Here is a 22,738-nt window from a genome sequence, read left to right as displayed (position 1 = left end):
ACCAAAGCAAGGCAGCGCAAGGCCGACAAATTCCGAAAACGGTTCGGCATCCGATCGCCCAAACCTCAGTTGTTGCGGATTGCCACGAAGCTTGCCGCTGCCTTCAGCAAGGCTGCCTGTTCACCGTAAGGCTCAAGCAATTCATGGGCCTGCTTGACCAGCCCATGGAGCTGGCTGCGCGCCCAGTTCGCGCCATGCAGCGCCACCAGCGTCGCCTTGCCGGCGGCTGCGTCCTTGCCGGTCGCCTTGCCCATCTGGCTGGCATCGGCGGTCAGGTCGAGCAGGTCGTCGGCAAGCTGGAAGGCAAGCCCGACCGCCGAGCCGAATTCGGCCAGCCGGTCGCGGTCCTGCGGTGCGGCGCCGGCAATGATCGCGCCGGCTTCGCAGGCGAAGCGGATCAGCGCGCCGGTTTTCATCGCCTGCAGCCGGATAATGCCGGCTTCGTCCGGCCTGCTGCGCTCGGCTTCGAGATCGAGCGTCTGCCCGCCGACCATGCCCCCAGTGCCGGCCGCGCGCGCCAGCGCCAGCACCAGTGCCGCCCTGCGCTCCGCCGGCAGCGCCGTCGCCTCATCGGCGAGGACATCGAAGGCAAGCGTCAGAAGCGCATCGCCGGCAAGTATGGCGGTGGCTTCATCGAAGGCCTTGTGCACGGTCGGCTGGCCGCGGCGCAGATCGTCGTCGTCCATGGCAGGCAGATCGTCATGGATCAGCGAATAGCAATGCACGCATTCGAGCGCCGCCGCCACGCGCATCGCCGCCTCGCCATCGGCGCCAAAAAGGGCGGCACTTTCCATGACCAGGAAGGGGCGCAGCCGCTTGCCGCCGTTCAGCACGCCATGGCGCATGGCCGCCATCAGACGCTCCGGCCGGGCGATCTCGCCGGCAAGCGTGCGGCCGTCGAGCAGCAGCCTGAGCCCGGCCTCGATCGCCGCCGCCCGCCCCAGAAGTGCGGCCTCAAAGGCCAATTGCTCGTCTTTCGTCATGGCCGGGAGCGGTAGCCGACACTCAGACGTTGCGCAAGAAGCCTCGCGCCATTATGCCGGAGGCGGGAGAGTGGCGCGGGTGGGGGCGGCTTGACGGAACCGATCGTCGATCATGAAACCGAAGGGTTTGAGATGGCGCGACCAAGGCGCGTGAACCGCGCCGGTCTGAAGCGCCTGGCACGGCGCGGCCTGGTCGTCGCCGTCGTGCTGGCGGCGATACCCATTGTGCTGACCTTCCTCTATCTGCCGTCCTTCGTGCATCCGATATCGACCTTGATGGTCAAAGACCTCGCGACCTTCTCCGGTTACGACCGGCGCTGGGTGTCGATCGACGATGTGTCCCCGGTGCTGGCCAATTCGGTGATCATGTCGGAGGACGGGCAATTCTGCTTCCATCGCGGCATCGATCTCGGCGAATTGCGCGGCGTCGTCGACGATGCGCTGGCCGGCGAGGCGACGCGCGGCGCCTCGACCATCACCATGCAGACGGTGAAGAACCTTTTCCTGTGGTCGCGGCCGCTGGGCTCGGTGCGCAAGGTGGTCGAACTGCCGCTGGCCGTCTATTTCGATGCGGTGATGTCGAAACGGCGGATCATGGAAATCTATCTCAACATCGCCGAATGGGGGCCGGGCATTTACGGCATCGAGGCGGCGGCGCAGCATCATTTCGGCGTTTCGGCCAAACAGCTGTCGCGGCGGCAGGCGGCATTGCTGGCCGTCTCGTTGCCCAATCCGATCGCCCGCAATCCGGCCAAGCCCGGTCCGGGTCTGCGGCGCCTGGCGTCGCTGATCGAACGCCGCGCCGGCCGTTCGGGCGCGTATGTCGGTTGTCTTGATTAGGTCGAACCGCTGCCGGCTCAAAAAAAATCGCCACGGTGCTGGCCAAAACGGCGCAGGGCGTGTATAGGCACCCGACTTTCTCAGATTATGGCCCTGACGCGGCCCTTTCACGAGGGCTATCGGGGCATTTTGACCATGTAGTGGAGCATATCCATGGCCGTTCCGAAACGAAAAACCTCTCCGTCCAAGCGCGGCATGCGCCGCTCGGCCGACGCTCTCAAGGCCCCGACCTATGTCGAGGACAAGAATTCCGGCGAAATGCGCCGCCCGCACCATATCGACCTGAAGACCGGCATGTATCGCGGTCGCCAGGTGCTGACGCCCAAGGAAAGCTGAGACCAGCTTTCGAAGGGTTTGAATGCCAAAAGAACCGGCCATTGGCCGGTTTTTTTGCGTTTGGTGCGCCGCGCCACCAACTATGCCAAAGACCGGGCGTCCGTGGCGATACAAGCTGCGGCGGCGGTGCTGTATTGAGTCCGCATGCCTTGTCGCGGCGCTTCCGCACGATGATCGACCGGCTTCAGAGGGACCGCATGACCAAGCTCACCACAGCACCCCGCGATATCTTCCAGACCTTCATGAACTTCCCGCTGGTCGAGGACCTCGATGCGCTGAAGGCGGATGTCGCCATCATCGGCATGCCTTACGGCAGTCCCTACACGATCGACGAGCTGGTCAACGACCAGACCAACGCGCCGACCGCGGTGCGGCGCGCCTCGCAGCGCATCAGCCTCGGGCTCGACCGCTATGATTTCGACATTGGCGGAACCCTGTTCGACGGGCAGGACGTCAAGGTGGTCGATGTCGGCGATGTCCCCGGCGATACCGCCGGCAGCCACTACAGGTTGGCCGAAACGGCGATCCGCAAGATCCGCGTCGCCGGCGCCTTGCCGATCACCATTGGCGGCGATCACGGCATTCCAATCCCGATCCTGCGGGCGCTGGACGGCGAAGGGCCGATCACCCTGGTTCAGATCGATGCCCATCTCGACTGGCGCGACAATGTCAACGGGGTCAGGGAAGGCTATTCCAGCCCCATCCGCCGCGCTTCGGAGATGGCGCATATAGCCGGGATTTTCCAACTCGGCATCCGCGGCCAGGGCAGCGCCCGGCTCGAGGAGGTCGAGGCGGCCCGCGCCTACGGCTCCAACATCGTCACCGCCAATGAATGGCAGGATATCGGTACGGCGGCGCTGCTCAAGCGCATCCCGGACCGTGGCCGCTATTACCTTACCATCGATGCCGACGGTCTCGATCCCGCTGTCATGCCGGCGGTCGAAGGGCCGGCGCCTGGCGGCATCAGCTACCGGCAGACGATCGAACTGATCAAGGGGCTGTTCGCCAAGGGACGTGTCGTCGGCATCGACATCGTCGAGATCGCGCCGGCGCGCGACGTCAACGAGATCACCTCGATGACCGCCGGCCTTTTCATCCTCAACGCTATCGGCGCCGCCGTGCGGACAGGCCAGTTCAAGCGCTGAATCCCGGCGTGTCGGTGGTCAGCCGGGGCAACTGTGGCTGACAGGGTTGTTTCGCGCGGTCTTTTTCCGTGTTTGCGGGCGCTAGCGAAAAATCTTGACGGCGTGCCTGCGGGGCATTCTACAGGAGGTGCCCCCATTGTTTAGGCAATTCCTTGGGAAACCGCTTTCCTGGAATTGCTAGAGGAGACGCCTGATGTTCGGTGCCATCCCGCTGCTGATCGTGCCCTTCGTGGCCTACAATCTCGGACTCCTCGGAATATTCGGCAGCGGCGACGATCCGTGGGCGACCGAGATCTTCTCGTTCAGCATGATGTCGGGCGGGGTGTTCTCGATGACGCTCGGCGACCTGATGGTGGTGATCGGGCTGATCTTCCTGTTCCTCGAAATGGTGAAGTCGGTGCGCACCACGAACGCCTCGATCATGGACCATCTGTTGTCGACGCTGGTCTTCGTGGCGTTCCTGGTCGAGTTCCTGCTGGTGAAGGGCGCGGCGCACTCCGTCTTCTTCACGCTGATGGTGATCGCCCTGTTCGATGTGCTGGCCGGGTTTTCGGTGTCGATGCGGTCGGCGAGTAGAGACATAAATTTGAACTAGCCGCCTTCGTTGGATGGTCGCATCCGTTCGCGATTGGCGTGGCTGCTCTTTCTGGTCCTCCTGGGGCGAAGCAAGGAGCGAAGCGACGCGGCGCAGACCTTGGGATCCATTCCGTGAAGCTAAGGCGTTGCAACGGTTCAGAATTCTGCTCCGCTTACACTTGCGGCAAAGGTCGCGGCATGGATCCCGGGGTCTTCGCGACGGAGCTTCGCTCCTGCTTCGCCCTGGGATGGCGAAGCTCCCCCTCAGCCCGGATCGGCGGTGAAGCCCGCCGCTTCGATGCCGGCGATGGCGGCGGCTTCGTCATTGTCCGACGTATCTCCCGAAATTCCGACGGCGCCGATGACGGCGCCTGCCTTGTCGCGGATCAGCACGCCGCCGACGACTGGCAACACGCGTCCACCCGAGACGTCGGAAATGCCGGCGACGAGATGCGGCCGCTCCTTGGCGAAAGCCTCGACACGGCGCGAGCCCATCCCGATGGCGAGCGCGCCATAGGCCTTGCCGGCCGACATTTGCGGGCGCAGGAACGAGGCTCCGTCCTGACGCTGGAAGGCGACGAGATGCGCGCCGGCGTCCAGCACGGAAACGCCGAGCGGCTTGAGCTTCAGCTCGGCGCCCTTGGCGAAGGCGGCGTCGATGATGTGCTTGGCTTTTTCGAGGGTCAGTGCGGTCATGGCTGTCTCCTGATCAAAACGCGTCAATCATCGCCTGACATGCGGGATGCGAAATCCCGGTTGCGGTTGAAATTGCTTCGCGTGGGAAAGCGGAAATGGCGGGCATTGCTGATCGTGGCACATGGCGGATACGATCCGCCGGCATCCAGATCGGGCGTCGATGAAGAAGGCCGCGCTATTTTTTCTTGGCTCGGGGCGCTTTCTTGACCGGAACGGCAGGGGCGTTGGCGAGGTCTTCCGCTTCCTTGGCAAGGCGCAATGCCCGGAGCTTGTTGGTCTTGGCCTGGCGGGCGTCGGCCTCGGCGACATACTCCGCCATCGCCTTTTGCCGCACCGTGGCTGCCTCTTCCTGCTTCTTGAAACGCATATCTGCCCTGGCGCGGGCAGTATCCTTAGAGTTCTCGACCAAGAGCGTTATCCAATCCCGTAAATTATGTTTTTCAGCCCCTTGATAGCAGAGCCGGCCTGATAATGGGGAAATAAGTTGGTCAAGCGGCCGGGGCCTCGATGCCGCTCGACGCCTTGCGGGCTACCACCGCCTCATATCCGGCCTGCAATGTAGCGCGGACGGAAGGCTGCGCGGGTGTGGCGACAGGCGTGCCCAGATGGTCGTGGCGCAACTCGTCCATGAACTGCTCCCACATTGGCGGCCCGCCTTTCTCCAGCAGCTCGGCGCGGATCGAAAGCTCCTCGCTCACCGGCAGCCAGACGCGGCCCCAAGCGCCGAGATGCGCCATGATCGGCACCAGCGTGATGGCCATCTCGGTCAGGCTGTAGATCGCCTTCTGCTTGTGCGAGGGGTCGTCGGCCTTGGTCAGCATGCCGAGTTCCATCAGCCGCTTCATCCGGTCGGCCAGGATATTGGAAGCGATGCCCTCGATCGAGCCGTTGAGCAGTTCGCGAAAGTGGCGTTTGCCGCCAAAAATCATGTCGCGCAGGATGATCAGGCTCCAGCGATCGCCGAACACTTCCAGCGACAGATTGATAGGGCATCCCGAGCGGTGTTCGGTTTTCATCCGACTCTCCTCAAAAAACCGGTTGCATTATCGTATCAGTTTTATTATCGTGCAACCGATTGCAAAATGCAACCAGTTTGATTGGCCTTTGATTGGCCGATAGGAGGAGAGTCCCATGACAAGGGCCGCAGCACCCGAAATCGTCTCCCAGACGTTTGGCGATCCCGGAGATCCAGCCATTCTGCTGATCATGGGCGCCATGGCCTCGATGCTCTGGTGGCCGGAGGCGCTCTGCAAAAAGCTCGCCGGCGAAGGCCACTTCGTGATCCGCTACGACAATCGTGACACCGGCCTGTCGACCAAATATACGCCGGGCGAGCCGCCGTATACGTTCGACGACATGGCGGACGATGCGGTGCGCGTCCTCGACAGTTGCGGCATCGGCAAGGCGCATGTGATCGGGATGTCGATGGGCGGCATGATCGCGCAACGACTGGTGTTGAAACATCCCTTGCGGGTCATCTCGCTGACCGTAATCAGCAGTTCGCCGGTGGGGATCGACACATCGCAGCTGCCGGGAACGACCGAAGCCTATATGGAGCACTCGGCCGATGGCGCCAGAGTCGACTGGTCGAACCGCGACCAGGTGGTCGGCTTCGTCGTCAAGGATGCGCGTGCGATCGCCAGCACCGCGCATCCCTTCGACGAGAAGGCGATGCGGGCGTTCGTCGAACGGGACTACGACCGATCCGGCGGCTTCCTGAGCGCGACTAACCATTTCATGCTGAAGAGCTGCGAGGATCTGAAAGGACGCCTGCGCGAGATCAAGGTTCCGCTGCTCGTCATTCACGGGACATCGGATCCGATCTTTCCGGTCGAGCATGGCGCAGCCCTTGCCGACGCTGTTGCCGGCGGGCGGCTTGTCCGCGTCGAAGGCGGTGGCCACGAACTGCATCCCGACGACTGGGGCACGATCGTTGCCGCCATCGTCACGCATACCAAACCCTGAAGGCAGTCTGGAACCTTGACACATTCGCCTCACGGAAATAGTTAAGTAATTGCTTCAGTGTCGGCGCAGGCTGGCACCGCTCCAGCATCGGCGAACCACAAACAGACGAGCAAAAAATGTCCCTGACCTTCCATTTCCATCCGCTGGCATCGTTCTGCTGGAAACCGCTGATTGCGTTCTACGAGAACGACACGCCCTTCACGCCGGTTATCGTCGACCTCGGCGACGAGCAGTCGCGGGCAGCATTCCTGAAGGTGTCGCCGACCGGCAAGATGCCGGCGCTGCGTGACGATGCACGCAATCGCACGGTGCTGGAATCGACCATCGTCATCGAATATCTGGCGGCGCATTGTCCCGGGCCGGTCGAGCTCATCCCGGCCGAGGCCGACCTTGCTCTCCAGGTCCGCCAGGCCGACCGTTTCTACGATTTCTACGTGCAGGCTCCGATGCAGAAGATCGTCGGCGACAGGTTGCGCCCGCAGGACAAGACCGATCCGTTCGGGGTCGAGGAAGCGCGCGCGCAACTGCGCAACGCCTATGCGATCATCGAGGAGGAGATGCGTTCGAAAATCTGGGCGGCCGGCCCCACCTTCACCATGGCCGACTGCGCGGCCTCGCCGGCGCTGTTCTACGCCAACAAGGTCGAGCCGTTCGGCGACAGCTATCCGGCCGTGAAACACTACCACGACCGCCTGCTCAAGCGGCCGTCCTTCGCCCGGGTGGTCGAGGAGGCGCAGCCCTACTTCAAGTTCTTTCCCTACAATAACGGCTGATCGCGATGCTGCACGATCCCGCCCAGCTCGACCTGATGTTCCAGGCGCTCGCAGACCCGGCCAGGCGCAGCATGGTCGAACGGCTGTCGCGTGGGCCGGCCTCGGTCAGCCAGTTGGCCGAACCGCTGGCGATGTCGCTGTCGGCCGTCGTCCAGCATCTCAACGTGCTCGAAGCAAGCGGGCTGGTGCGCTCGGAAAAGCTCGGCCGCGTGCGCACCTGCCAGATCGCGCCGCAGGCGCTGCGCAGCGCAGAACACTGGATCAACGAACGGCGGCTGACATGGGAGCGTCGGCTCGACCGGCTCGGCGATTTTCTCGCCGGGACCGAATGACCTGAAGCAGAGGAGAAATGACCATGCCCGGCAAAAGCAGAGCGGAGTTGATCCGCGGCTATTTTTCCGCCTACCAGGCGAATAACAAGGCTGCCGTCGCGGCGGTGCTCGCCGACGATTTCACCTTCACCAGCCCCTATGACGACGCCATCGACCGTGCGACCTATTTCGAGCGCTGCTGGCCGGACAGCCCGGCCTTCAGCTCGATCGTCATCGAGCGGATATGCGAGGACGAGGACGCCGCCTTTGTCCTCTATCGCTGCGAGACGGCGGACGGAAAGACCTTCCGCAACACCGAACTGCATCTGTTCCATGGCGACAGGTTGCGCGCCGTCGAAGTCTATTTCGGCGCGTCCTATCGCGACGGCGTCTTCGTCGCGCAGAAACCATCAAGCTGACCAAGAGGACCCGACCATGGCCGAACGATCCGTCGTCCACTCCACCTTGGTCCTCGAGCGCCTCTATCCAGTTGCGCCGGCGAAAGTCTATTTCGCGCTCAGCGATCCGGCCGCCAAGCGGCGCTGGTTCGCCGACCCGACAACCCGATGACCCACAGGCACGAAATGGATTTTTGCGTCGGCGGCCAGGAGGTCAATGCCGGCGGGCCGAAGGACGGGCCGATCCACACCTATACCGCCACCTATCAGGACATCGTGCCCAACCAGCGCATCGTCTACAGCTACGACATGCTGTTCGGTGATGTCAGAATCTCGGTTTCGCTGGCGACAATTGAGCTTCGCCCGGAAGGCACGGGCACGCGTCTGGTGCTCACCGAGCAGGGCGCGTTTCTCGATGGGCACGACACACCGTCATCGCGCGAGCATGGTACCGGATTCCTGCTCGATGCGCTGGGCAAGGCGCTGGCAACGGACACTTGAAAGCCAGGGAGGCGAGCTGGAATCGCGGCCTATGCTTCCCAGAACTGATCAAGCCAAATATTGAGCTTGAGGAAGCCGCCACTGCTGACTGTATAGACCCGCCTCGTGCCCTCGGCCTTGGCCTGAACCAGACCGGCGTCCAGCAACACTTTCAAATGCTGGGACACGGCCGGGCGGGAGACTGGCAGGCCCGAAGCCAGTTCGTTGACGGTTTTCGGGCCACGCCGGAGCTCTTCCAGAAGATAGCGCCGGTTGGGGTCCGCAATCGCCATGAAGGCGTCAGAAAAGATCATGCCTATACTTGTGGGGCAAAGCTTTTCAAATCTCAACCGTCGGCTTCCGCTTTTCTGAGCCGCAGTGCTTCAGGGGTGACCGAGCGATCGGCCGGCTGGGTCTTGAAGGCATCGCGGTCTTCGATTGGCACCGGCGCGCGGCGGCTGATGCGCAGCAACGTGTAGGCGGCGAGGCTGAGATGCGCCAGCGCGGTGGCCAGGAACAGGCCTTCGGGGCGGAGCCAACCCATCAGGGCGGCAGCCAGCAAGGGCCCGATCATGGTTCCGAAGCCATACAGAAGCAGCAGGCCGCCCGAGACCTTGACGAAATCCTCCGATCGGGCGTGGTCGTTGGCATGCGCCACGGCGATCGAATAGAGCGTGTAGGCAAAGGCGCCGTAGGCGGCGGCGAAGACAATGACGAGGACGGCGGAACGCGGTTCGAACAGGAAGATCAGGATGGCGAACAGTGCGGCGCCGAAAGCCGCGCCCGCCAGCACGAAACGGCGGTCGGTCTTGTCGGAGAGGCGTCCGGCCGGAAGCTGCATGGCCGCGCCGGCAATAACGACAAGGCTCATCATCAGTGCGATCTGGGCGGTGGAGATGCCGATACGGGCGCCGTAGACGGCGCCAAGCGTGCCCCAGGCGCCATTGGCGATGCCGACCAACAGGCAGGCGATCGCCGACACCGGCGAGTTGGCGTAGAGACCTTTGACATCGAGCTTGACGTCCTGCAAAGGCTTGGGAGACGAAGCCGACGACACCGCGGTCGGGATCAGCGACAGGCAGAACAATATGCCGGTGATCATGAACAGCGACGCCGATCTGACGTCGCCGCCGGCAACGATCATCTGGCCGCCCATGATCGAGGCATAGGTGACCATCATGTAGAGGCCGAAGACGGTGCCGCGGTTCTCGTTGGTGGCCTTCTCGTTCAGCCAGCTTTCGATGACCATGAAGGCTCCGGCCATGGTGAAGCCGGTGAAGGCACGCAGCAGGATCCAGACATATTCGTCGATGATCAGACCGGTAAGCAACGCCACTATGGCGCCCGAAGCGGCAAAGGCGCCGAACGCCCGGACGTGGCCGGCGCGGCGCACCAGGCGCGGTGCGAAGAAGCAGCCGGTGACGAAGCCACCGGCCCAGGCCGTGCCCATCAGACCGAGCGATGCGGTCGAAAACCCTTCGAGCTGGCCGCGCAACGGCAACAACAGGCCGTGCAATCCCGAAGCCGCAAGCAGGAAAGCGGTGCCGCGAAGCAGCGAGAGGATCGGCCTGTAGCTTGCAAACATTGTTTGATCCGTCTGGAGATTCGGTGGCGGGGTCTGAAGACAGGCGCATTCGGGCTTTTCGGCGGCGGATGCTCAACGCCGAAACTAATGCGAAAACTAGCCGCGGCGAAACAGGGCTTCGGCCGCCGATTTGGTGCTGCCCTTGGTCTGGAGTTCGGCTTCGAGCCGGGCAATCTCCTCGCGCAGGATGCTGATCCGTTCGGTCAGGTCACCGACCGAAAGCAGCGCCAGATCCTGTCCGATCTCATGCGGGCGGGCTTTCTTTTTGGGTTCTTCGTCGAAGATCGCCATCGTCGCTCCTCCCTGTTCAGTATTGGGCTGGTTTGGCCATTTGCCTGATCCGGCAATCAGCATACATAGGGCAGGGGCGTAGATGCAAACAGCCGGCAAGAAGCTGGCAGCCGGCGACAGACCGGCGGACCGAGACGGGAAATTTCATGGCGAGCGGACATAAAATTCCAGCCACGATGACGGCCATTGCAATCTCGCAACCGGGCGGGCCGCGGGTGCTGAAACCGGAAACGCGCGACGTGCCGGTGCCTGGTCCCGGCGAAATCCTGATCCGGGTGCGTGCGGCCGGCGTCAACCGCCCCGACGTGCAGCAGCGCAAGGGCGCCTATCCGGCGCCGCCCGGCGCTTCCGACCTGCCCGGTCTCGAGGCATCGGGCGAAGTGGCCGCCCTTGGCGACGACATATCGCGCTGGCGCATCGGCGACCGGGTCTGCGCGCTGACGCCGGGGGGCGGTTATGCCGAATATGTCAAGGTTCATGCCGGCAGCGTGCTGCCGCTGCCCGCCGGCTTCACCCACACGGAGGCGGCCGCGGTTCCGGAAAACTATTTCACCGTCTGGCACAATGTGTTCGAGCGCGGCGGCCTGAAAAAGGGTGAGACGCTGCTGGTCCATGGCGGCTCATCGGGCATCGGCACCACGGCGATCCAGCTGGCGTCGGCCTTCGGCGCCTATGTCGTCACCACCGCCGGCAGCAAGGAAAAATGCGACGCCTGCCTGAAACTCGGCGCCGACCGGGCCATCGACTACCGCGAGGAGGATTTCGTCGCGGCGGTCAAGGATGCGACCGGCGGCAACGGGGCCGACGTCATTCTCGACATGGTCGGCGGCGACTATATCGCGCGCAACTACGAGGCCGCCGCGGTCGAGGGCAGGATCGTCCAGATCGCCGTCCAGGCCGGCGCGGTGGCGAGCGCCGATTTCTCGAAAATCATGATCAAGCGGCTGACCCACACCGGCTCGACGCTGCGGCCTCGCACGGTCGAGTTCAAGGCGGCGCTCGCCGCCGCACTGGAAGCACAGGTGTGGCCGCTGCTCGGCACCCGGAAGGTAGCGCCGGTGATGGACATGATCTTCCCGCTGACCGACGCCTGGCGGGCGCATGAGCGCATGGAAGAGGGCGAGCATATAGGCAAGATCGTTCTCGACGTCGGCTAGATGGGGCGAGATTCAGGTGAGGCCGGCCTGCGAATGGCGGCTCCCTGCGCTTCCGGCCTTCGCCGGCCGAAGCCCTCATGAGGGTTGCGGCAGTTAAGGCTACGGCCGGCGTAGGCCGGTGTCACGTACTGAAGTACGCTCCGCTCCGGTTCTCGGGAGCCGCCATTCTCGGCTCGGCCTGACCTGAATCTCGCTGATCCTCCGCGCTCAGCCTGTCGGCAAGATGAACATAACCTTAATGGTGCAATGCAGCATTTGCATTGCGGCTATGCAAAGACGTCTGTTCAATTCGTGGGCAGCCCTGCCTATCTAAGCGTCATCGAAACGATTTGATCCAACAACTGGAGGACAACCATGAACCCGATCCGCGCTTTCCGTAACTGGCGTATGTACAACGAAACCGTGCGCGAGCTGAACAAGCTCAATGCCCGTCAGCTCAGCGACCTCGGCATCAGCCGCGGCGACATCGAGAGGATTGCTCGCAAGGCCATCTAATTCGAGCATGGTCGGCCAGTGAGGCCTGACCACGCGGCAGAAGCAAGAGCCGCGGCAGACGGTATCCCGTCGCCGGTTCCGAGCCCGCTGGACCCTGTCCGGCGGGTTTTGTCGTTTTGGACCCCCTGTACAACTCGGCATCAATGATCGCCGGAGCCGAGGTCCTCCTGGCCTCCCCCGCTGTCCGGTGTCCGACGGCTGCGCCCTGCGCCAAAAACATTGCGAAACGGCAGCGGAGCGGTTATACAGGCCGCGAATTTCCCATTTTGGTGGCTCTAAACCACCGCCCGCGCGGGAACGCGGGCGAACGAGAAGGATTTTTGAAATGGCCAATACGCTGCTGATGCCCAAGGCGACCGCCGTCTGGCTGGTCGACAACACCGCGCTTTCCTTCGAGCAGATCGCGCAGTTCTGCGGGTTGCATCCGCTCGAGGTCAAGGCGATCGCCGACGGCGAATCGGCGCAGGGCATTAAGGGCATGGATCCGATCATGACCGGACAGCTGACCCGCGACGAGATCGCGCGCGCCGAGAAGGATCCGAACCAGCGCCTGAAACTGTCCGACCCCAAGGTGCGGGTGCCGGAATCCAAGCGCAAGGGTCCCCGCTACACACCGCTGTCGAAGCGCCAGGACCGGCCCAACGCCATCCTGTGGCTGGTCCGCAACCATCCGGAATTGAAGGACGCGCAGATTTCGCGCCTGGTCGGCACGACCAAGTCGACGATCGAACAGATCCGCGAGCGCAAGCACTGGAATTCGGCCAATCTGCAGCCGATGGACCCGGTGACGCTGGGTCTCGCTTCGCAGATCGACCTCGACATGGAAGTCAACCGCGCCTCGCGCGGCCGCGAGCAGGCGCAGCCTGTCGGCGACACGCTGCTGCCGGCTGCCGTGACCGAGCGCCTGGTGCCGGCGCCGGAGAAGCCGAAGGACGAGGATGCCGAGCTCGACGCCAACGCCGTGTTCGCCAAGCTCTCGGCGCTCAAGTCCAAGAAGGAAGATGCGGACGACGAATAAGGTTTGCGACAGTTCAACAAAAAAGCCCGCTTCGAGCGGGCTTTTTAACTGATTGTCGAAATCTCAGCTGCGCGCCGCCCGGTCCGGCGTCATGCCATAATCCTCGCTGCGCTCGACCGCGCGGTAGAAATCGGCGAGCTGCTTGCCGCGCTCCGGCTTGAAGATGCGGCCGGCGATGACCACCGAGGCGATGCGGTCGATGCGGAAGGCGCGGAAATCGTCGCGCATCTCGCACCAGGCAACCAGCGTCCATACCTTGCCCCAGAACCACAGACCGAGCGGACGGATGTCACGCCCGGTGCCGCGGCCGGCCTCGTCGCGGTAGTCGATGGTCAGCACCTGTCGCTTCTCGACAGCGCGCTCGATCACGTCGATCGCCTCACGCGCGGCGTCGCTCACCACCCACATCGGCGTGTGGATCTCGGTGCGGGCGATGCGGTCCTTCTCGGCGTCGGGCAGGACGGCGCCGATCTTGACCAGCGCCTCGTCGGCCGCACGCGCCATGGCCGCGCCGCCAAAGGCCCGCACCATGCGTGCGCCGGCGACCAGCGCGACGATTTCGTCACGCGTGAACATCAGCGGCGGAAGGTCGAAACCCTCCCTCATCATGTAGCCGACGCCGGCCTCGCCGTCGATCGGCACTCCGGTCGACTGCAAATCGGCGATATCGCGGTAGATGGTCCGCTCGGAAACCTCGAGCCATGTGCCGAGCTTCTGGGCGGTGACCAGCCGGCCGCCACGCAGGTGCTGCACGATCTGAAAGAGCCTGTCGGCACGTCGCATCGTATGGTCCCTCGGCTGCTCGTCTATGAATGTCACGGTCCCGAAACCGGTTCCGGGTGACATCCACGTCCTGTTTTATGCTTGCCGTTCTCCCAAAAACCGCTGCGCACTTTTGGGCGACACGCATTATGGTTTAAGTCCTTCGCGCTTGCGCTGCACGGCGACGAATTCCGCGCCGAAGGACAATTTCTTCGTTGTCGGCGTGTTCACGTCGAGCACACGCCAGTACGGCGTGATATCGTTCAGCGTCATGCCGCGTTCGAGATCCTCATTGGCGGCTTCGGCGACGGTTTGCAGATGATAGCCGATGGTGACCGGACATGTCACTTGCGCCCCATGCTCGATGGCGAGCGCAGTGCGCAAGGCGCGTACATCCATCTCGACGCCGTTGGGGATCGTGCGGATGAAATCATCGACCTGACGGGGCGTCGGCACCAGCATCGGCTGGCCCTCGACGACGTCGCCCATTGTGCGTGGCGTCGGCTTCACGCCGTTGACGCCCGGCGTGTTCAGCCTGTCGTTCCAGCTTTTCACCATTCATGTCTCCTGACACGTTTATGGCATGGTGCTCCTGACAGCATTCTGTCAGGAGCCTTCAGCATTGTCCGTAGCAGGCGCCAAAAGTCTTTGCGCCAGCCCAAGGCGTCGCCGCCCGGGGGTCCATGTCAATGATCCGGGCGTTGCGGGGTCCGCATCCAAGCATTGTCATGTAAAACGCCTCAGATCTCGCGAATGCGGCTGTGACCCTCATACATATCCGGCCAGCCAATGTCCTTGCGGATGTCCGCCGGCAAGGAGTTCAGGAAGCGCTGGGTACGGACTTCATTGCGCATCGTGCGGATCTTGCCGACATAGTGCTGTACGCTGTTCAAAATACCAAAGCTGTTCATGACCATCTCCTCTTCTCTGATGGAGACACTATCGCATACCCCTCCTGACAGCAGTCTGTCAGGAGCATGTCAGCTCGTTGAAGAAAGCTGCGAGGTGCTTCGCGGTCGGTTCGGAAACGAGCCTTTTGTCAGGAATGGCCAAGTCGATCGAGACCATGCAAGAACCGCTTTGACAGCCTGTCGCGATGCTGCTCAAAGGCGGGCATGTCGAAACTCCTCGCGCTCGTCATCATCGGCATGATGGCCATTCAGCTGATCAAGCCGCTCGGCTGGCCGGGCCTGAAGCGGCGCGGCGATTTCTGGAAACTGGCCCTGCTCGCCATGGCGGCCATCGCGCTGGCGGGTGCGCTGGGGCACTGGACATAGCCTTGAGGGTCAGGTCGGGTCCATCGTTCCCATGGCAATCATCCGGATGGCGTTGAGGCTGGGCACGAAGAAGTAATCGCCACCGCGCGTCGTCATGAATTCCGGCAGGTTCGCCGCAATAAAAGGCGTGGCGTTGGCCGGGCCGGTCCGGAATGACATGCTTGCCCGATTCGGCGCGGTTGCCGGTCAGCGTGCAGGTGTCGTTGCCGGTTTCGGAATCCAGGCCGTAGCTCATCCATTGCTGCTGGATGATATTCTGGCTCAGATCCATTGGAAGCAGGCTGCAATCAACAGTATTTGGAAATACTCGCGTCAGTTCTCTGAAGCCCACCAGTCCGAGCTTGTGCCCCCTCAGGTCAATCGGCGAGCACCCATCCGACCAGATGTTCGGCCCAGGCGCGGTAACCGGCTTCCGAGGCATGAAAGCCATCGGAGGCAAAGCCGGCCTCAGGGTTGGTGATCGGCAGCCGTGGCGCCGGCAAGGCGCCGCGCTCGAAACAGAGGCGCTCGCCCATGCGGTTCATTGCGGTAGCGCGGATTTCGAGAATCTTGCCGAGCAGCGGCGGCATGGCCGGCGCGCGGGTGAATTCCAGCACCGGCGACCACACCACGCGCGCCTCCGGCCATTTGGCACGCAGGGCATAGAGCAGGCCACCGAACTCCTTCTTGAAGCGCGGTACCGAGTGGAAATTCTTGGTGTCGTTGGTGCCGATGGCGAGCACGATATGCGTCCACGGATCGGCCGACAGATTGGGCAGCACATGGTCGCGGATTTGGCCCGACGTTGCCGAGTTGAAGCCGGCGGCGCGCCAGCGCACGGCAAGGCCGGTTCGTTGCGCGATCATGACGGCAAGCTGCGCGGCAAGCCCGTTCTCGGAATTGCCGATGCCGACGGAAGCGGCCGAGGAATCGCCCAGCACCAGCAGCGAGATGGCCGGCGCCTTGCCCGATATTTCGTGCATGACCGGCCCTTGTGCCGGCAGCATGCGGGTGGTGCGGCGGCGCACGCCGAGGCCCTGCCAGACATAGACGGGGTAGGCGAGCCAGGTAAGAAGGGCCGGGAAGCGCATGGCAATACCGTTAGAGGTTAACGGCAGCCTTAGCGCATGTTTGGGCGCAGGTGAACGCGCTTCTAGTCGCAGCAGTTCGGCTTGTCCGACTGCTTGTCCTGATATTCGTCATGCAGCCGCACCCAGTCCATCAGGCTTTGATAAGGGCCATTTTCGCCGCGGCCCTTCGGTGTCATGTCGAGATAGTCGTAAGTGCCGATCTGGCCCTCGCCGCCGCGGGCGCGCGACATAAAGGTAAGGAATATGTCGCCGTTCTCTTCCTTGTAGAAAACACTGGTGCCGGGAAGGTCCTTTGACGTGCGCGGACGCGTCTCGAAATTGTAGGTGGTGTCGCCGGCCGCGATCTGCTTGTCGGTGAAGGAGACCTGCATGTCGAAGTTGAAATCCGAGGCGTAGGACGACACCCAGTCGAATTTCCAGCCCATACGCTGCTTGTAAGGCAGCAGTTCCGCCAGCGGCGCGCGCGCAACCACCACCAGCGACACGTCGTGGTGCCTGAGATGCTGATCGGCGCCGTCTATATGGTCGGCAAGGAAGGAGCAGCCTTCGCAGCGGTGGTTCGATCCTGGCGTCATCATGAAGTGGTAGACGATCAGTTGGCTGTTGGCGCCGAACAGTCCGGCCAGGTTCTTCGGACCCTGCTCGGTCTCGAAGACATAGTCCTTGCGGATTTTCATCCAGGGCAGTTCACGCCGCTCGGCGGCGATGCGCTCACGCAACCGTGTCAATTCCTTCTCGCGCGCCAGATGCGCCTTGTGCGCCTCAAACCAGTCTTCACGCGAAACCACCCTCTTGCGAGTCATGAAGTTCTCCCTGTCTGTTCACCCAAGGACGTTTGGGGTGGGCAGAAACCGACATCGCCGTCAGCTTTTGCCGAAAGGTAGATAAGGATGGACGAACTCCGTCCAAGCCGGGCTTTGCATAAACAAAACCCGGGCGCATCGGCCCGGGTTGTATGACAACGGGAGGACTGCGCTCAGGCGGCCTGTTCGAGGCTCGCCGTCCATTGTCCCAGCGCCGCCAGATGGTTCATGTGGGCACGATGGGTGAAGGCGGCCTGGCCGGCGGCGACGTTCGATGCCTTGCCGCTCCAGGCCTTTTGCGGGGCGGCCTGCAAGGCGCGGCCATAGGAGAAGGTCAGCTTCCACGGATGCGGGCCGATGGCGTTGATGGCGTTGAGGTTGGCGGTAGCCTCCTCGTCCGACTGCCCGCCCGAAAGGAAGGCGATGCCCGGCACCGCTGCCGGTACGGTTTCGCGGAACAGTTTTATGGTCTTTTCCGCGACCTCTTCGGGGCTGCTCACCTTGCCCGACTTCCTGCCGGCCAGCACCATGTTCGGCTTCAGGATGGTGCCTTCCAACACAACGCGCGCCGCATGCAGCTCGTCATAGAGCTTGATCAGCGTTGCCTTCGAGATGTCGTAGCAGGTGTCGATGTCGTGCGCGCCGTCCATCAGCACTTCCGGCTCGACGATCGGCACGATGCCAGCCTCCTGGCACAGTGCGGCATAGCGGGCCAGCGCATGGGCGTTGGAGGCAATCGAATTGACCGAGGGCACGCCCTTGCCGGTGTCGATGTCGATCACCGCGCGCCATTTGGCGAAGCGGGCGCCGAGCTTGTAATAATCTGCGAGCCGCTCGCGCAAGCCGTCGAGGCCTTCGGTAACGGTATCGCCGGGAAAGCCGGCGAGTGGCTTGGCGCCGGCATCGACCTTGATGCCGGGAATGGCGCCCGCCGCCTTGATGATGTCGACCAGAGGCGTGCCGTCGGCAGCCTTCTGACGGATGGTCTCGTCGTAGAGAATGACGCCGGAGATGTACTTCGTCATTGCGTCCTTGGCGCGGAACATCATCTCGCGGTAGTCGCGGCGGCTATCGGCGGTCGATTCGACGCCGATAACGTCGAAGCGCTTCTTGATGGTGCCGGAGCTCTCATCGGCGGCCAGCAGGCCCTTGCCGCCGGCCACCATCGCGGCGGCAATGTCTTCGAGACGTTCGCTCATTTTTCTTCTCCTAAGGGGGTACGTTCCGCGCGTAACGGAAGTCTACCGCCAAAGGAATGGGATCGGAAAGCTCGAATCGATTGAAAGTTCCTGGCGTCCGTTTTTGCGCCCCCGATCCGGTCAGGCTTGTTTCTTCAGCACGTCGACGCCGGGCAGCGGCTTGCCTTCCATCCATTCGAGGAAAGCGCCGCCGGCGGTCGAGACATAGGTGAAGTCGTCGGCGACGCCGGCATGGTTGAGGGCGGCCACCGTATCGCCGCCACCGGCGACCGAGACCAGCTTGCCGGCCCTGGTGCGGGCCGCCGCGTGCCTGGCCGCCGCCACCGTGGCGTGGTCGAAAGGCTCGATCTCGAAGGCGCCGAGCGGGCCGTTCCAGACCAGCGTCGCGGCGCGGTCGATCCATTCACCGATCGTCTTCACGGTCTTTTCGCCGACATCGAGGATCATGCCGTCAGCCGGGACATCCGAAATGGCAACGGTCTCGCTGGCCGCACCCGCCTTGAATTCCTTGGCGACGACACCGTCGACAGGCAGGATGATGGCGCAGCCGGCCTCGGCGGCCTCGATCATGATCTGCTTGGCGGTCGCGGCAAGGTCATGCTCGCACAGCGACTTGCCGACAGCGGTGCCACGCGCGGCGAGAAAAGTGTTGGCCATGCCGCCGCCGATCACCAGCGCGTCGACCTTCTTCACCATGTTCATCAACAGGTCGATCTTGGTCGACACCTTGGCGCCGCCGACAATGGCGACGACAGGGCGGACCGGATTGCCGAGCCCCTTCTCCAGCGCCTCGAGCTCGGCCTGCATGGTGCGGCCGGCATAGGACGGCAACAGCCGCGCCAGGCCTTCGGTCGAGGAGTGTGCCCGGTGGGCGGCGGAAAAGGCGTCGTTGACGAAGATATCGCCATTGGCGGCGAGCCGCTCTGTGAAGGCCGGGTCGTTCTTCTCCTCGGTCTTGTGGAAGCGGGTGTTTTCCAGCAGCAGCACATCGCCCTTGTTCATGGCGGCGACCGCACTGCCCGCCGTGTCGCCGACGCAGTCGCCGGCAAAGCCGACGGGGCGGCCAAGCACCTCCGCGGCAGCCTTGGCGATCGGCTCCAGCGAGAATTCGGGCGAGGGACCATCCTTCGGGCGGCCGAAATGCGCGAGCAGGATGACCTTGGCGCCCTTGCCGGACAGTTCGGCGATGGTCGGTGCGATGCGTTCGATTCGGGTGGCGTCGGTGACCTTGCCGTCGGCGACGGGAACGTTGAGGTCGACGCGCACCAGCACGCGCTTGCCGCTGATATTGCCGATATCGTCGAGTGTCTTGAAGGCGGCCATGCTGATACCTTTCCGTGAAAAATCGCCGGGACCATACCTCGCATCGATGACGATGCAAGGCTTGAGCCGGGGTGCGAGCTAAATTTTGAGATCAAGGCGAAGGCTGTCGTGATGATGCGGGACGTCAGCGTGAACCGATCGCTTGTCAGCCTTCGGTCGTTATCTTTTCCGCCGTCGGCTCAAGGGCCTTCTCATTGGCTGTCGCCTCTGCAGTCTGCGTCTCGGTCGGCTTGCGCCAGTTGCGGATGAAGGCGGAGACCCGATCGCCGATCTCGCCGGCGCTCAGGAACACCGGAACCCGCGCCACCGGCGCGGTCGGCTCGAAGGAGAGGCCGAGACCGGTGATCTTGCCCTTGTCGTCGACGTCGCGGACGATCAATTCGATCGGGCCGATCAGCACCCGGTCGGCATATTCGGCATGGCCGCCGAGCCGCGCCGTCACCAGCGCGCCGACGGTGAGCTTCTGCTCGGCTTCGCTCAATCCCGGTGTGTATGCGGCCTCGAGCTCTGCGGCCGAGCGGGCGGGATCGACGGCGAAGGCGCCGAAGAAGTCGGCATCCTCGGGGTCGACTACGGCGCGGCTGGCAAACAGCTTGTCAAGCAGGCGCGGATAGCGGTCGGGCACGAAGATATAAACCTGGTCGCCGGCCGCGAGCCGGCCCATGTCCTGGAAACGCATCGAGCGGCCGTCGCGCAGCACCAACGAGGGCCGTGCCCAGCGCGGGATACGCTCGCCGCGCGCCACCGGGCTGCCGGGCGCCACGCGGTAGGCGAGCAGTTCGTGATGGGCGGAGCCCGGCAGTTCGAGTTCGACCTTGTCGAGCGGCCCGAGCCTCGCCGGCACGATCAGGCCGAGCCGGCGCGCCAGCGGACCGACCGACCAGCCCTGCACCACCAGCGATACCAGCACGATGATGAAGGCGACGTTGAAGATGGTGCGGCCGTTCTCCAGTCCGCCGAGCAGCGGGGTGATGGCAAGCAGGATGGACACGGCGCCGCGCAGGCCGACCCAGGAGACGAACGCGATCTCGGGACGCGGCAGGCGGAACGGGATCAGGCAGAGCCAGACGGCGACAGGGCGCGCTACAAACATCAGGAACAGGCCGAGCAGCACCGCCGGCACCATGATCGCCGGAAACTGCGAGGGTGTCGCGAACAGGCCGAGGATCAGGAACATGATGATCTGTGCCAGCCACGACATGCCGTCCTGGAAGCGCTTCAGGATGGTGACGGCGCGGATGTCGGAGTTGCCGGCAATGAGCCCGGCGAGATAGACCGCCAGGAAGCCCGAGCCGCCAATGGCGCCGGCCGCGGCGAACACCATCAGCGACAGGGTTAGCACGAAGATCGGCAGCAAGCCATGGTCGAGGTTGAGCCGGTCGACGAGGCGCACGATGCCGAGCCCGCCAAGCACGCCGACGACGGCGCCGAGCCCCATATTGAGCAGGAAGCCGAGGATCAGGTCGGTGACCAGCACATGGGTCTCGGGATTGGCGTGGGCGGCGATGATCTCGACCAACGTGATGGTCAGGAAGATGGCGATGGGGTCGTTGGTGCCGGATTCGACTTCGAGCGTGGCGCGCACGCGCTCGCGCAGATTGATTTCGCCGGCGCGCAGCAGGAAGAACACCGCAGCCGCGTCGGTCGAGGCGACGGCAGCTCCCAGAAGGAAGGATTCCAGCCAGCTGAGGTCGAGCAGATAATAGGCGGCGGCGCCGAACAGGCCAGTGGTCAGGATTACGCCGAAGGTCGCCAGCGACAGCGCCGGTCCGGCCGCTTGGCGCAGCGCGTTGAGCGGCGTGCCGAAACCGGAATCGAACAGGATGACCGCCAGCGCCAGTGAGCCGGCAAAATATGCCACGCGCGCATTGTCGAATTCGATGCCGAGACCATCGACGCCGCTGGCGAGGCCGATGCAGAGGAAGAGCAGCAGCAAAGGGGCGCCGAAGCGAAAGGCGATCAGGCTCGAGAACGCTGCGGCGACGACTAGCGCTGTGCCGACCAGCGTGACGAGATAGATCGCATGCTCCATCCGTGATTTGCCCCTCGAATTCCTCTTTCTACCGATTCACGGGAGAGTGGGGCGAAGGCATGGCCGGTGCAAGGCGCAAGGATGGCTTTTTGCCTGATGCCGCTGATTTTCCGGCGTTTGGCGGCTTGGCGCGCCTTGCCCGCCGCCCTGACGAAAAACGCCCGGACAAGCCGGGCGTTCGAAGCTGCGAGACGATGCCTTCAGGTCAGGCGATGGTCTTGCCAAAGGCGACCGAGGTGTCGGCCATGCGGTTAGAGAAGCCCCACTCATTGTCGTACCAGGACAGCACCGAAACGAAGTTGCCGTCCATGACCTTGGTCTGGTCGAGCGCCAGGATCGACGAGCGCGGATCGTGGTTGAAGTCGATCGACACATTCGGGTGATGGGTGACGCCGAGAATGCCGTTCAGCTTGCCGTTGGAGGCGGCGATCACCGCTTCGTTGATCTCCTGCACGGTGGTGGCGCGCTTGGCGATGAACTTGAAGTCGACAACCGAGACGTTGGGGGTCGGCACGCGGATCGAGATGCCGTCGAGCTTGCCCTTGAGGTCGGGCAGCACCAGGCCGATCGCCTTGGCCGCACCGGTCGAGGTCGGGATCTGCGACAGGGCAGCCGCGCGGCCGCGGTAGAGATCTTTGTGCATGGTGTCCAGCGTCGGCTGGTCGCCGGTGTAGGAGTGGATCGTCGTCATCATGCCCTTTTCGATGCCGACGGTCTCGTGCAGCACTGCGGCCAGCGGCGCCAGGCAGTTGGTGGTGCAGGACGCATTCGAGATGACGATGTGGTCCTTGGTCAGCTTGTCGTGGTTGATGCCGTAGACGACGGTGAGGTCAGCACCTTCGGCAGGCGCGGAGACCACGACGCGCTTGGCGCCGGCGGTCAAATGCGCGGCAGCCTTGTCGCGGGCGGTGAAGATGCCGGTGCATTCGAGCGCGATGTCGATGCCGAGTTCCTCCCACGGCAGTTGCGCCGGGTCCTTGATCGCGGTGACCTTGAAGGTCTCCTTGCCGACGGTGATCTGGTCGCCCAAGACCGACACTTCGTGCGGGAAGCGGCCGTGCACGCTGTCATAGCGCAGCAGATGCGCGTTGGTCTCAACCGGGCCGAGGTCGTTGACGGCGACCACGTCGATATCCTTGCGGCCGGATTCATGGATGGCGCGCAGGATGTTGCGGCCGATGCGGCCAAATCCGTTGATGGCAACTCTGACGGTCATTTTACTC

Annotated in this window: 31 protein-coding genes; 14 read left to right on the top strand and 17 right to left on the bottom strand. The window is 63.5% G+C overall.

Annotated elements, in window-relative coordinates; genetic code table 11:
* Nucleotides 1–65 precede the first annotated feature (65 nt).
* Nucleotides 66–983, bottom strand: coding sequence for a polyprenyl synthetase family protein (locus tag NKJ58_RS20555; RefSeq protein WP_023736994.1), 918 nt, complete (start codon nucleotides 981–983; stop codon nucleotides 66–68).
* A gap of 132 nt (nucleotides 984–1,115) precedes the next feature.
* Between NKJ58_RS20555 and NKJ58_RS20550 the strand changes: the two genes are divergently transcribed.
* From NKJ58_RS20550 to NKJ58_RS20535, 4 genes are all read left to right on the top strand, one after another.
* Nucleotides 1,116–1,823, top strand: coding sequence for a biosynthetic peptidoglycan transglycosylase (locus tag NKJ58_RS20550; protein WP_050587122.1), 708 nt, complete (start codon nucleotides 1,116–1,118; stop codon nucleotides 1,821–1,823).
* Nucleotides 1,824–1,976: 153 nt separating this feature from the next.
* A complete protein-coding gene (rpmF, locus tag NKJ58_RS20545; protein WP_008834724.1) occupies nucleotides 1,977–2,159 on the top strand; it encodes a 50S ribosomal protein L32 in 183 nt (60 codons plus the stop codon).
* Nucleotides 2,160–2,356: 197 nt separating this feature from the next.
* Nucleotides 2,357–3,304, top strand: coding sequence for an agmatinase (locus tag NKJ58_RS20540; RefSeq protein WP_352519841.1), 948 nt, complete (start codon nucleotides 2,357–2,359; stop codon nucleotides 3,302–3,304).
* 193 nt (nucleotides 3,305–3,497) lie between these two features.
* Nucleotides 3,498–3,899 (top strand): hypothetical protein, encoded by a 402-nt coding sequence (locus tag NKJ58_RS20535; protein WP_023670154.1) that lies wholly within the window; start codon nucleotides 3,498–3,500, stop codon nucleotides 3,897–3,899.
* Between the two features lie 245 nt (nucleotides 3,900–4,144).
* Here the strand turns inward: NKJ58_RS20535 and NKJ58_RS20530 are convergent, their stop codons facing one another.
* The 3 genes from NKJ58_RS20530 to NKJ58_RS20520 form a co-directional block, all read right to left on the bottom strand.
* Nucleotides 4,145–4,576: a GlcG/HbpS family heme-binding protein gene (locus NKJ58_RS20530; protein WP_023690074.1), complete on the bottom strand. Its 432-nt coding sequence runs from the start codon at nucleotides 4,574–4,576 to the stop codon at nucleotides 4,145–4,147.
* A gap of 175 nt (nucleotides 4,577–4,751) precedes the next feature.
* A complete protein-coding gene (locus NKJ58_RS20525; protein ID WP_023684002.1) occupies nucleotides 4,752–4,985 on the bottom strand; it encodes a hypothetical protein in 234 nt (77 codons plus the stop codon).
* 79 nt (nucleotides 4,986–5,064) lie between these two features.
* Nucleotides 5,065–5,592 (bottom strand): winged helix-turn-helix transcriptional regulator, encoded by a 528-nt coding sequence (locus tag NKJ58_RS20520; RefSeq protein WP_023684001.1) that lies wholly within the window; start codon nucleotides 5,590–5,592, stop codon nucleotides 5,065–5,067.
* Between the two features lie 115 nt (nucleotides 5,593–5,707).
* On the opposite strand from NKJ58_RS20520, the gene NKJ58_RS20515 reads away from it, so the two are divergent.
* The 6 genes from NKJ58_RS20515 to NKJ58_RS20490 all read left to right on the top strand — a co-directional run bounded on the left by NKJ58_RS20515 (nucleotide 5,708) and on the right by NKJ58_RS20490 (nucleotide 8,524).
* Nucleotides 5,708–6,541 (top strand): alpha/beta fold hydrolase, encoded by an 834-nt coding sequence (locus NKJ58_RS20515; RefSeq protein ID WP_023727309.1) that lies wholly within the window; start codon nucleotides 5,708–5,710, stop codon nucleotides 6,539–6,541.
* Between the two features lie 116 nt (nucleotides 6,542–6,657).
* Complete coding sequence (locus NKJ58_RS20510; protein WP_352853716.1) at nucleotides 6,658–7,314, top strand: glutathione S-transferase family protein; 657 nt, start codon at nucleotides 6,658–6,660, stop codon at nucleotides 7,312–7,314.
* Nucleotides 7,315–7,319: 5 nt separating this feature from the next.
* Nucleotides 7,320–7,646, top strand: a complete 327-nt coding sequence (locus NKJ58_RS20505; protein ID WP_023699361.1) for an ArsR/SmtB family transcription factor — start codon at nucleotides 7,320–7,322, stop codon at nucleotides 7,644–7,646.
* Nucleotides 7,647–7,669: 23 nt separating this feature from the next.
* Nucleotides 7,670–8,044, top strand: coding sequence for a nuclear transport factor 2 family protein (locus tag NKJ58_RS20500; protein ID WP_032893136.1), 375 nt, complete (start codon nucleotides 7,670–7,672; stop codon nucleotides 8,042–8,044).
* A gap of 16 nt (nucleotides 8,045–8,060) precedes the next feature.
* Nucleotides 8,061–8,195, top strand: coding sequence for an SRPBCC family protein (locus NKJ58_RS20495; RefSeq protein ID WP_352853714.1), 135 nt, complete (start codon nucleotides 8,061–8,063; stop codon nucleotides 8,193–8,195).
* Nucleotides 8,192–8,524: an SRPBCC family protein gene (locus NKJ58_RS20490; protein WP_352853713.1), complete on the top strand. Its 333-nt coding sequence runs from the start codon at nucleotides 8,192–8,194 to the stop codon at nucleotides 8,522–8,524. The genes NKJ58_RS20495 and NKJ58_RS20490 overlap by 4 nt, the downstream gene beginning before the upstream one ends.
* A gap of 29 nt (nucleotides 8,525–8,553) precedes the next feature.
* On the opposite strand, the gene NKJ58_RS20485 is transcribed toward NKJ58_RS20490, so the two are convergent.
* The 3 genes from NKJ58_RS20485 to NKJ58_RS20475 form a co-directional block, all read right to left on the bottom strand.
* The gene (locus NKJ58_RS20485) at nucleotides 8,554–8,817 is read right to left on the bottom strand and encodes an ArsR/SmtB family transcription factor (protein ID WP_023670147.1); all 264 of its coding nucleotides are present in this window, start codon (nucleotides 8,815–8,817) and stop codon (nucleotides 8,554–8,556) included.
* Between the two features lie 32 nt (nucleotides 8,818–8,849).
* Nucleotides 8,850–10,088, bottom strand: coding sequence for an MFS transporter (locus tag NKJ58_RS20480; protein WP_023683997.1), 1,239 nt, complete (start codon nucleotides 10,086–10,088; stop codon nucleotides 8,850–8,852).
* Nucleotides 10,089–10,184: 96 nt separating this feature from the next.
* On the bottom strand, nucleotides 10,185–10,379 hold the full coding sequence (locus NKJ58_RS20475; RefSeq protein ID WP_352853711.1) for a DUF1192 domain-containing protein: 195 nt from the start codon (nucleotides 10,377–10,379) through the stop codon (nucleotides 10,185–10,187).
* Between the two features lie 146 nt (nucleotides 10,380–10,525).
* On the opposite strand from NKJ58_RS20475, the gene NKJ58_RS20470 reads away from it, so the two are divergent.
* From NKJ58_RS20470 to NKJ58_RS20460, 3 genes are all read left to right on the top strand, one after another.
* A complete protein-coding gene (locus NKJ58_RS20470; RefSeq protein WP_352853709.1) occupies nucleotides 10,526–11,536 on the top strand; it encodes an NAD(P)H-quinone oxidoreductase in 1,011 nt (336 codons plus the stop codon).
* A 354-nt stretch (nucleotides 11,537–11,890) separates the two neighbouring features.
* Nucleotides 11,891–12,031 (top strand): DUF1127 domain-containing protein, encoded by a 141-nt coding sequence (locus tag NKJ58_RS20465; RefSeq protein WP_023670143.1) that lies wholly within the window; start codon nucleotides 11,891–11,893, stop codon nucleotides 12,029–12,031.
* A gap of 325 nt (nucleotides 12,032–12,356) precedes the next feature.
* The gene (locus tag NKJ58_RS20460; RefSeq protein WP_023670142.1) at nucleotides 12,357–13,049 is read left to right on the top strand and encodes a DUF1013 domain-containing protein; all 693 of its coding nucleotides are present in this window, start codon (nucleotides 12,357–12,359) and stop codon (nucleotides 13,047–13,049) included.
* A gap of 63 nt (nucleotides 13,050–13,112) precedes the next feature.
* On the opposite strand, the gene NKJ58_RS20455 is transcribed toward NKJ58_RS20460, so the two are convergent.
* The 3 genes from NKJ58_RS20455 to NKJ58_RS20445 all read right to left on the bottom strand — a co-directional run bounded on the left by NKJ58_RS20455 (nucleotide 13,113) and on the right by NKJ58_RS20445 (nucleotide 14,722).
* Nucleotides 13,113–13,832, bottom strand: a complete 720-nt coding sequence (locus NKJ58_RS20455; protein WP_023683994.1) for a helix-turn-helix transcriptional regulator — start codon at nucleotides 13,830–13,832, stop codon at nucleotides 13,113–13,115.
* A 126-nt stretch (nucleotides 13,833–13,958) separates the two neighbouring features.
* Entirely contained in the window at nucleotides 13,959–14,369 is a 411-nt protein-coding gene (locus tag NKJ58_RS20450) for a hypothetical protein (RefSeq protein WP_352853707.1), read from the bottom strand.
* Between the two features lie 182 nt (nucleotides 14,370–14,551).
* Entirely contained in the window at nucleotides 14,552–14,722 is a 171-nt protein-coding gene (locus NKJ58_RS20445) for a hypothetical protein (RefSeq protein ID WP_023670139.1), read from the bottom strand.
* A gap of 204 nt (nucleotides 14,723–14,926) precedes the next feature.
* Between NKJ58_RS20445 and NKJ58_RS20440 the strand changes: the two genes are divergently transcribed.
* Nucleotides 14,927–15,088 (top strand): hypothetical protein, encoded by a 162-nt coding sequence (locus tag NKJ58_RS20440; RefSeq protein WP_023737386.1) that lies wholly within the window; start codon nucleotides 14,927–14,929, stop codon nucleotides 15,086–15,088.
* A 9-nt stretch (nucleotides 15,089–15,097) separates the two neighbouring features.
* On the opposite strand, the gene NKJ58_RS20435 is transcribed toward NKJ58_RS20440, so the two are convergent.
* The 7 genes from NKJ58_RS20435 to gap form a co-directional block, all read right to left on the bottom strand.
* Nucleotides 15,098–15,247, bottom strand: a complete 150-nt coding sequence (locus tag NKJ58_RS20435) for a hypothetical protein (protein WP_023737387.1) — start codon at nucleotides 15,245–15,247, stop codon at nucleotides 15,098–15,100.
* 197 nt (nucleotides 15,248–15,444) lie between these two features.
* Nucleotides 15,445–16,158, bottom strand: a complete 714-nt coding sequence (locus tag NKJ58_RS20430; protein ID WP_352853705.1) for an SGNH/GDSL hydrolase family protein — start codon at nucleotides 16,156–16,158, stop codon at nucleotides 15,445–15,447.
* Nucleotides 16,159–16,220: 62 nt separating this feature from the next.
* A complete protein-coding gene (locus tag NKJ58_RS20425; RefSeq protein WP_352853703.1) occupies nucleotides 16,221–16,961 on the bottom strand; it encodes a DUF899 domain-containing protein in 741 nt (246 codons plus the stop codon).
* Between the two features lie 173 nt (nucleotides 16,962–17,134).
* On the bottom strand, nucleotides 17,135–18,160 hold the full coding sequence (locus tag NKJ58_RS20420; RefSeq protein WP_352853701.1) for a class I fructose-bisphosphate aldolase: 1,026 nt from the start codon (nucleotides 18,158–18,160) through the stop codon (nucleotides 17,135–17,137).
* 120 nt (nucleotides 18,161–18,280) lie between these two features.
* Nucleotides 18,281–19,483, bottom strand: coding sequence for a phosphoglycerate kinase (locus tag NKJ58_RS20415; RefSeq protein ID WP_352853699.1), 1,203 nt, complete (start codon nucleotides 19,481–19,483; stop codon nucleotides 18,281–18,283).
* 145 nt (nucleotides 19,484–19,628) lie between these two features.
* The gene (locus tag NKJ58_RS20410; RefSeq protein ID WP_023670131.1) at nucleotides 19,629–21,515 is read right to left on the bottom strand and encodes a potassium/proton antiporter; all 1,887 of its coding nucleotides are present in this window, start codon (nucleotides 21,513–21,515) and stop codon (nucleotides 19,629–19,631) included.
* Nucleotides 21,516–21,720: 205 nt separating this feature from the next.
* Nucleotides 21,721–22,731: a type I glyceraldehyde-3-phosphate dehydrogenase gene (gap, locus tag NKJ58_RS20405; RefSeq protein ID WP_352853697.1), complete on the bottom strand. Its 1,011-nt coding sequence runs from the start codon at nucleotides 22,729–22,731 to the stop codon at nucleotides 21,721–21,723.
* Nucleotides 22,732–22,738: the final 7 nt, after the last annotated feature.

The organism is Mesorhizobium sp. M0139 (assembly GCF_040322455.1).
In the GTDB taxonomy this organism is placed as follows: Bacteria; Pseudomonadota; Alphaproteobacteria; order Rhizobiales; family Rhizobiaceae; genus Mesorhizobium.
Note: the sequence above shows the minus strand (reverse complement) of the source record. Positions and strands in the feature narration are given on the sequence as shown.

Bases quoted from the DNA above. Each gene is read 5' to 3' on its own strand.
- NKJ58_RS20555 (WP_023736994.1), bottom strand. From the start codon at position 983: ATGACGAAAGACGAGCAATTGGCCTTTGAGGCCGCACTTCTGGGGCGG.
- NKJ58_RS20550 (WP_050587122.1), top strand. From the start codon at position 1,116: ATGGCGCGACCAAGGCGCGTGAACCGCGCCGGTCTGAAGCGCCTGGCA.
- rpmF (WP_008834724.1), top strand. From the start codon at position 1,977: ATGGCCGTTCCGAAACGAAAAACCTCTCCGTCCAAGCGCGGCATGCGC.
- NKJ58_RS20540 (WP_352519841.1), top strand. From the start codon at position 2,357: ATGACCAAGCTCACCACAGCACCCCGCGATATCTTCCAGACCTTCATG.
- NKJ58_RS20535 (WP_023670154.1), top strand. From the start codon at position 3,498: ATGTTCGGTGCCATCCCGCTGCTGATCGTGCCCTTCGTGGCCTACAAT.
- NKJ58_RS20530 (WP_023690074.1), bottom strand. From the start codon at position 4,576: ATGACCGCACTGACCCTCGAAAAAGCCAAGCACATCATCGACGCCGCC.
- NKJ58_RS20520 (WP_023684001.1), bottom strand. From the start codon at position 5,592: ATGAAAACCGAACACCGCTCGGGATGCCCTATCAATCTGTCGCTGGAA.
- NKJ58_RS20515 (WP_023727309.1), top strand. From the start codon at position 5,708: ATGACAAGGGCCGCAGCACCCGAAATCGTCTCCCAGACGTTTGGCGAT.
- NKJ58_RS20510 (WP_352853716.1), top strand. From the start codon at position 6,658: ATGTCCCTGACCTTCCATTTCCATCCGCTGGCATCGTTCTGCTGGAAA.
- NKJ58_RS20505 (WP_023699361.1), top strand. From the start codon at position 7,320: ATGCTGCACGATCCCGCCCAGCTCGACCTGATGTTCCAGGCGCTCGCA.
- NKJ58_RS20500 (WP_032893136.1), top strand. From the start codon at position 7,670: ATGCCCGGCAAAAGCAGAGCGGAGTTGATCCGCGGCTATTTTTCCGCC.
- NKJ58_RS20495 (WP_352853714.1), top strand. From the start codon at position 8,061: ATGGCCGAACGATCCGTCGTCCACTCCACCTTGGTCCTCGAGCGCCTC.
- NKJ58_RS20490 (WP_352853713.1), top strand. From the start codon at position 8,192: ATGACCCACAGGCACGAAATGGATTTTTGCGTCGGCGGCCAGGAGGTC.
- NKJ58_RS20485 (WP_023670147.1), bottom strand. From the start codon at position 8,817: ATGATCTTTTCTGACGCCTTCATGGCGATTGCGGACCCCAACCGGCGC.
- NKJ58_RS20480 (WP_023683997.1), bottom strand. From the start codon at position 10,088: ATGTTTGCAAGCTACAGGCCGATCCTCTCGCTGCTTCGCGGCACCGCT.
- NKJ58_RS20475 (WP_352853711.1), bottom strand. From the start codon at position 10,379: ATGGCGATCTTCGACGAAGAACCCAAAAAGAAAGCCCGCCCGCATGAG.
- NKJ58_RS20470 (WP_352853709.1), top strand. From the start codon at position 10,526: ATGGCGAGCGGACATAAAATTCCAGCCACGATGACGGCCATTGCAATC.
- NKJ58_RS20465 (WP_023670143.1), top strand. From the start codon at position 11,891: ATGAACCCGATCCGCGCTTTCCGTAACTGGCGTATGTACAACGAAACC.
- NKJ58_RS20460 (WP_023670142.1), top strand. From the start codon at position 12,357: ATGGCCAATACGCTGCTGATGCCCAAGGCGACCGCCGTCTGGCTGGTC.
- NKJ58_RS20455 (WP_023683994.1), bottom strand. From the start codon at position 13,832: ATGCGACGTGCCGACAGGCTCTTTCAGATCGTGCAGCACCTGCGTGGC.
- NKJ58_RS20450 (WP_352853707.1), bottom strand. From the start codon at position 14,369: ATGGTGAAAAGCTGGAACGACAGGCTGAACACGCCGGGCGTCAACGGC.
- NKJ58_RS20445 (WP_023670139.1), bottom strand. From the start codon at position 14,722: ATGAACAGCTTTGGTATTTTGAACAGCGTACAGCACTATGTCGGCAAG.
- NKJ58_RS20440 (WP_023737386.1), top strand. From the start codon at position 14,927: ATGTCGAAACTCCTCGCGCTCGTCATCATCGGCATGATGGCCATTCAG.
- NKJ58_RS20435 (WP_023737387.1), bottom strand. From the start codon at position 15,247: ATGTCATTCCGGACCGGCCCGGCCAACGCCACGCCTTTTATTGCGGCG.
- NKJ58_RS20430 (WP_352853705.1), bottom strand. From the start codon at position 16,158: ATGCGCTTCCCGGCCCTTCTTACCTGGCTCGCCTACCCCGTCTATGTC.
- NKJ58_RS20425 (WP_352853703.1), bottom strand. From the start codon at position 16,961: ATGACTCGCAAGAGGGTGGTTTCGCGTGAAGACTGGTTTGAGGCGCAC.
- NKJ58_RS20420 (WP_352853701.1), bottom strand. From the start codon at position 18,160: ATGAGCGAACGTCTCGAAGACATTGCCGCCGCGATGGTGGCCGGCGGC.
- NKJ58_RS20415 (WP_352853699.1), bottom strand. From the start codon at position 19,483: ATGGCCGCCTTCAAGACACTCGACGATATCGGCAATATCAGCGGCAAG.
- NKJ58_RS20410 (WP_023670131.1), bottom strand. From the start codon at position 21,515: ATGGAGCATGCGATCTATCTCGTCACGCTGGTCGGCACAGCGCTAGTC.
- gap (WP_352853697.1), bottom strand. From the start codon at position 22,731: ATGACCGTCAGAGTTGCCATCAACGGATTTGGCCGCATCGGCCGCAAC.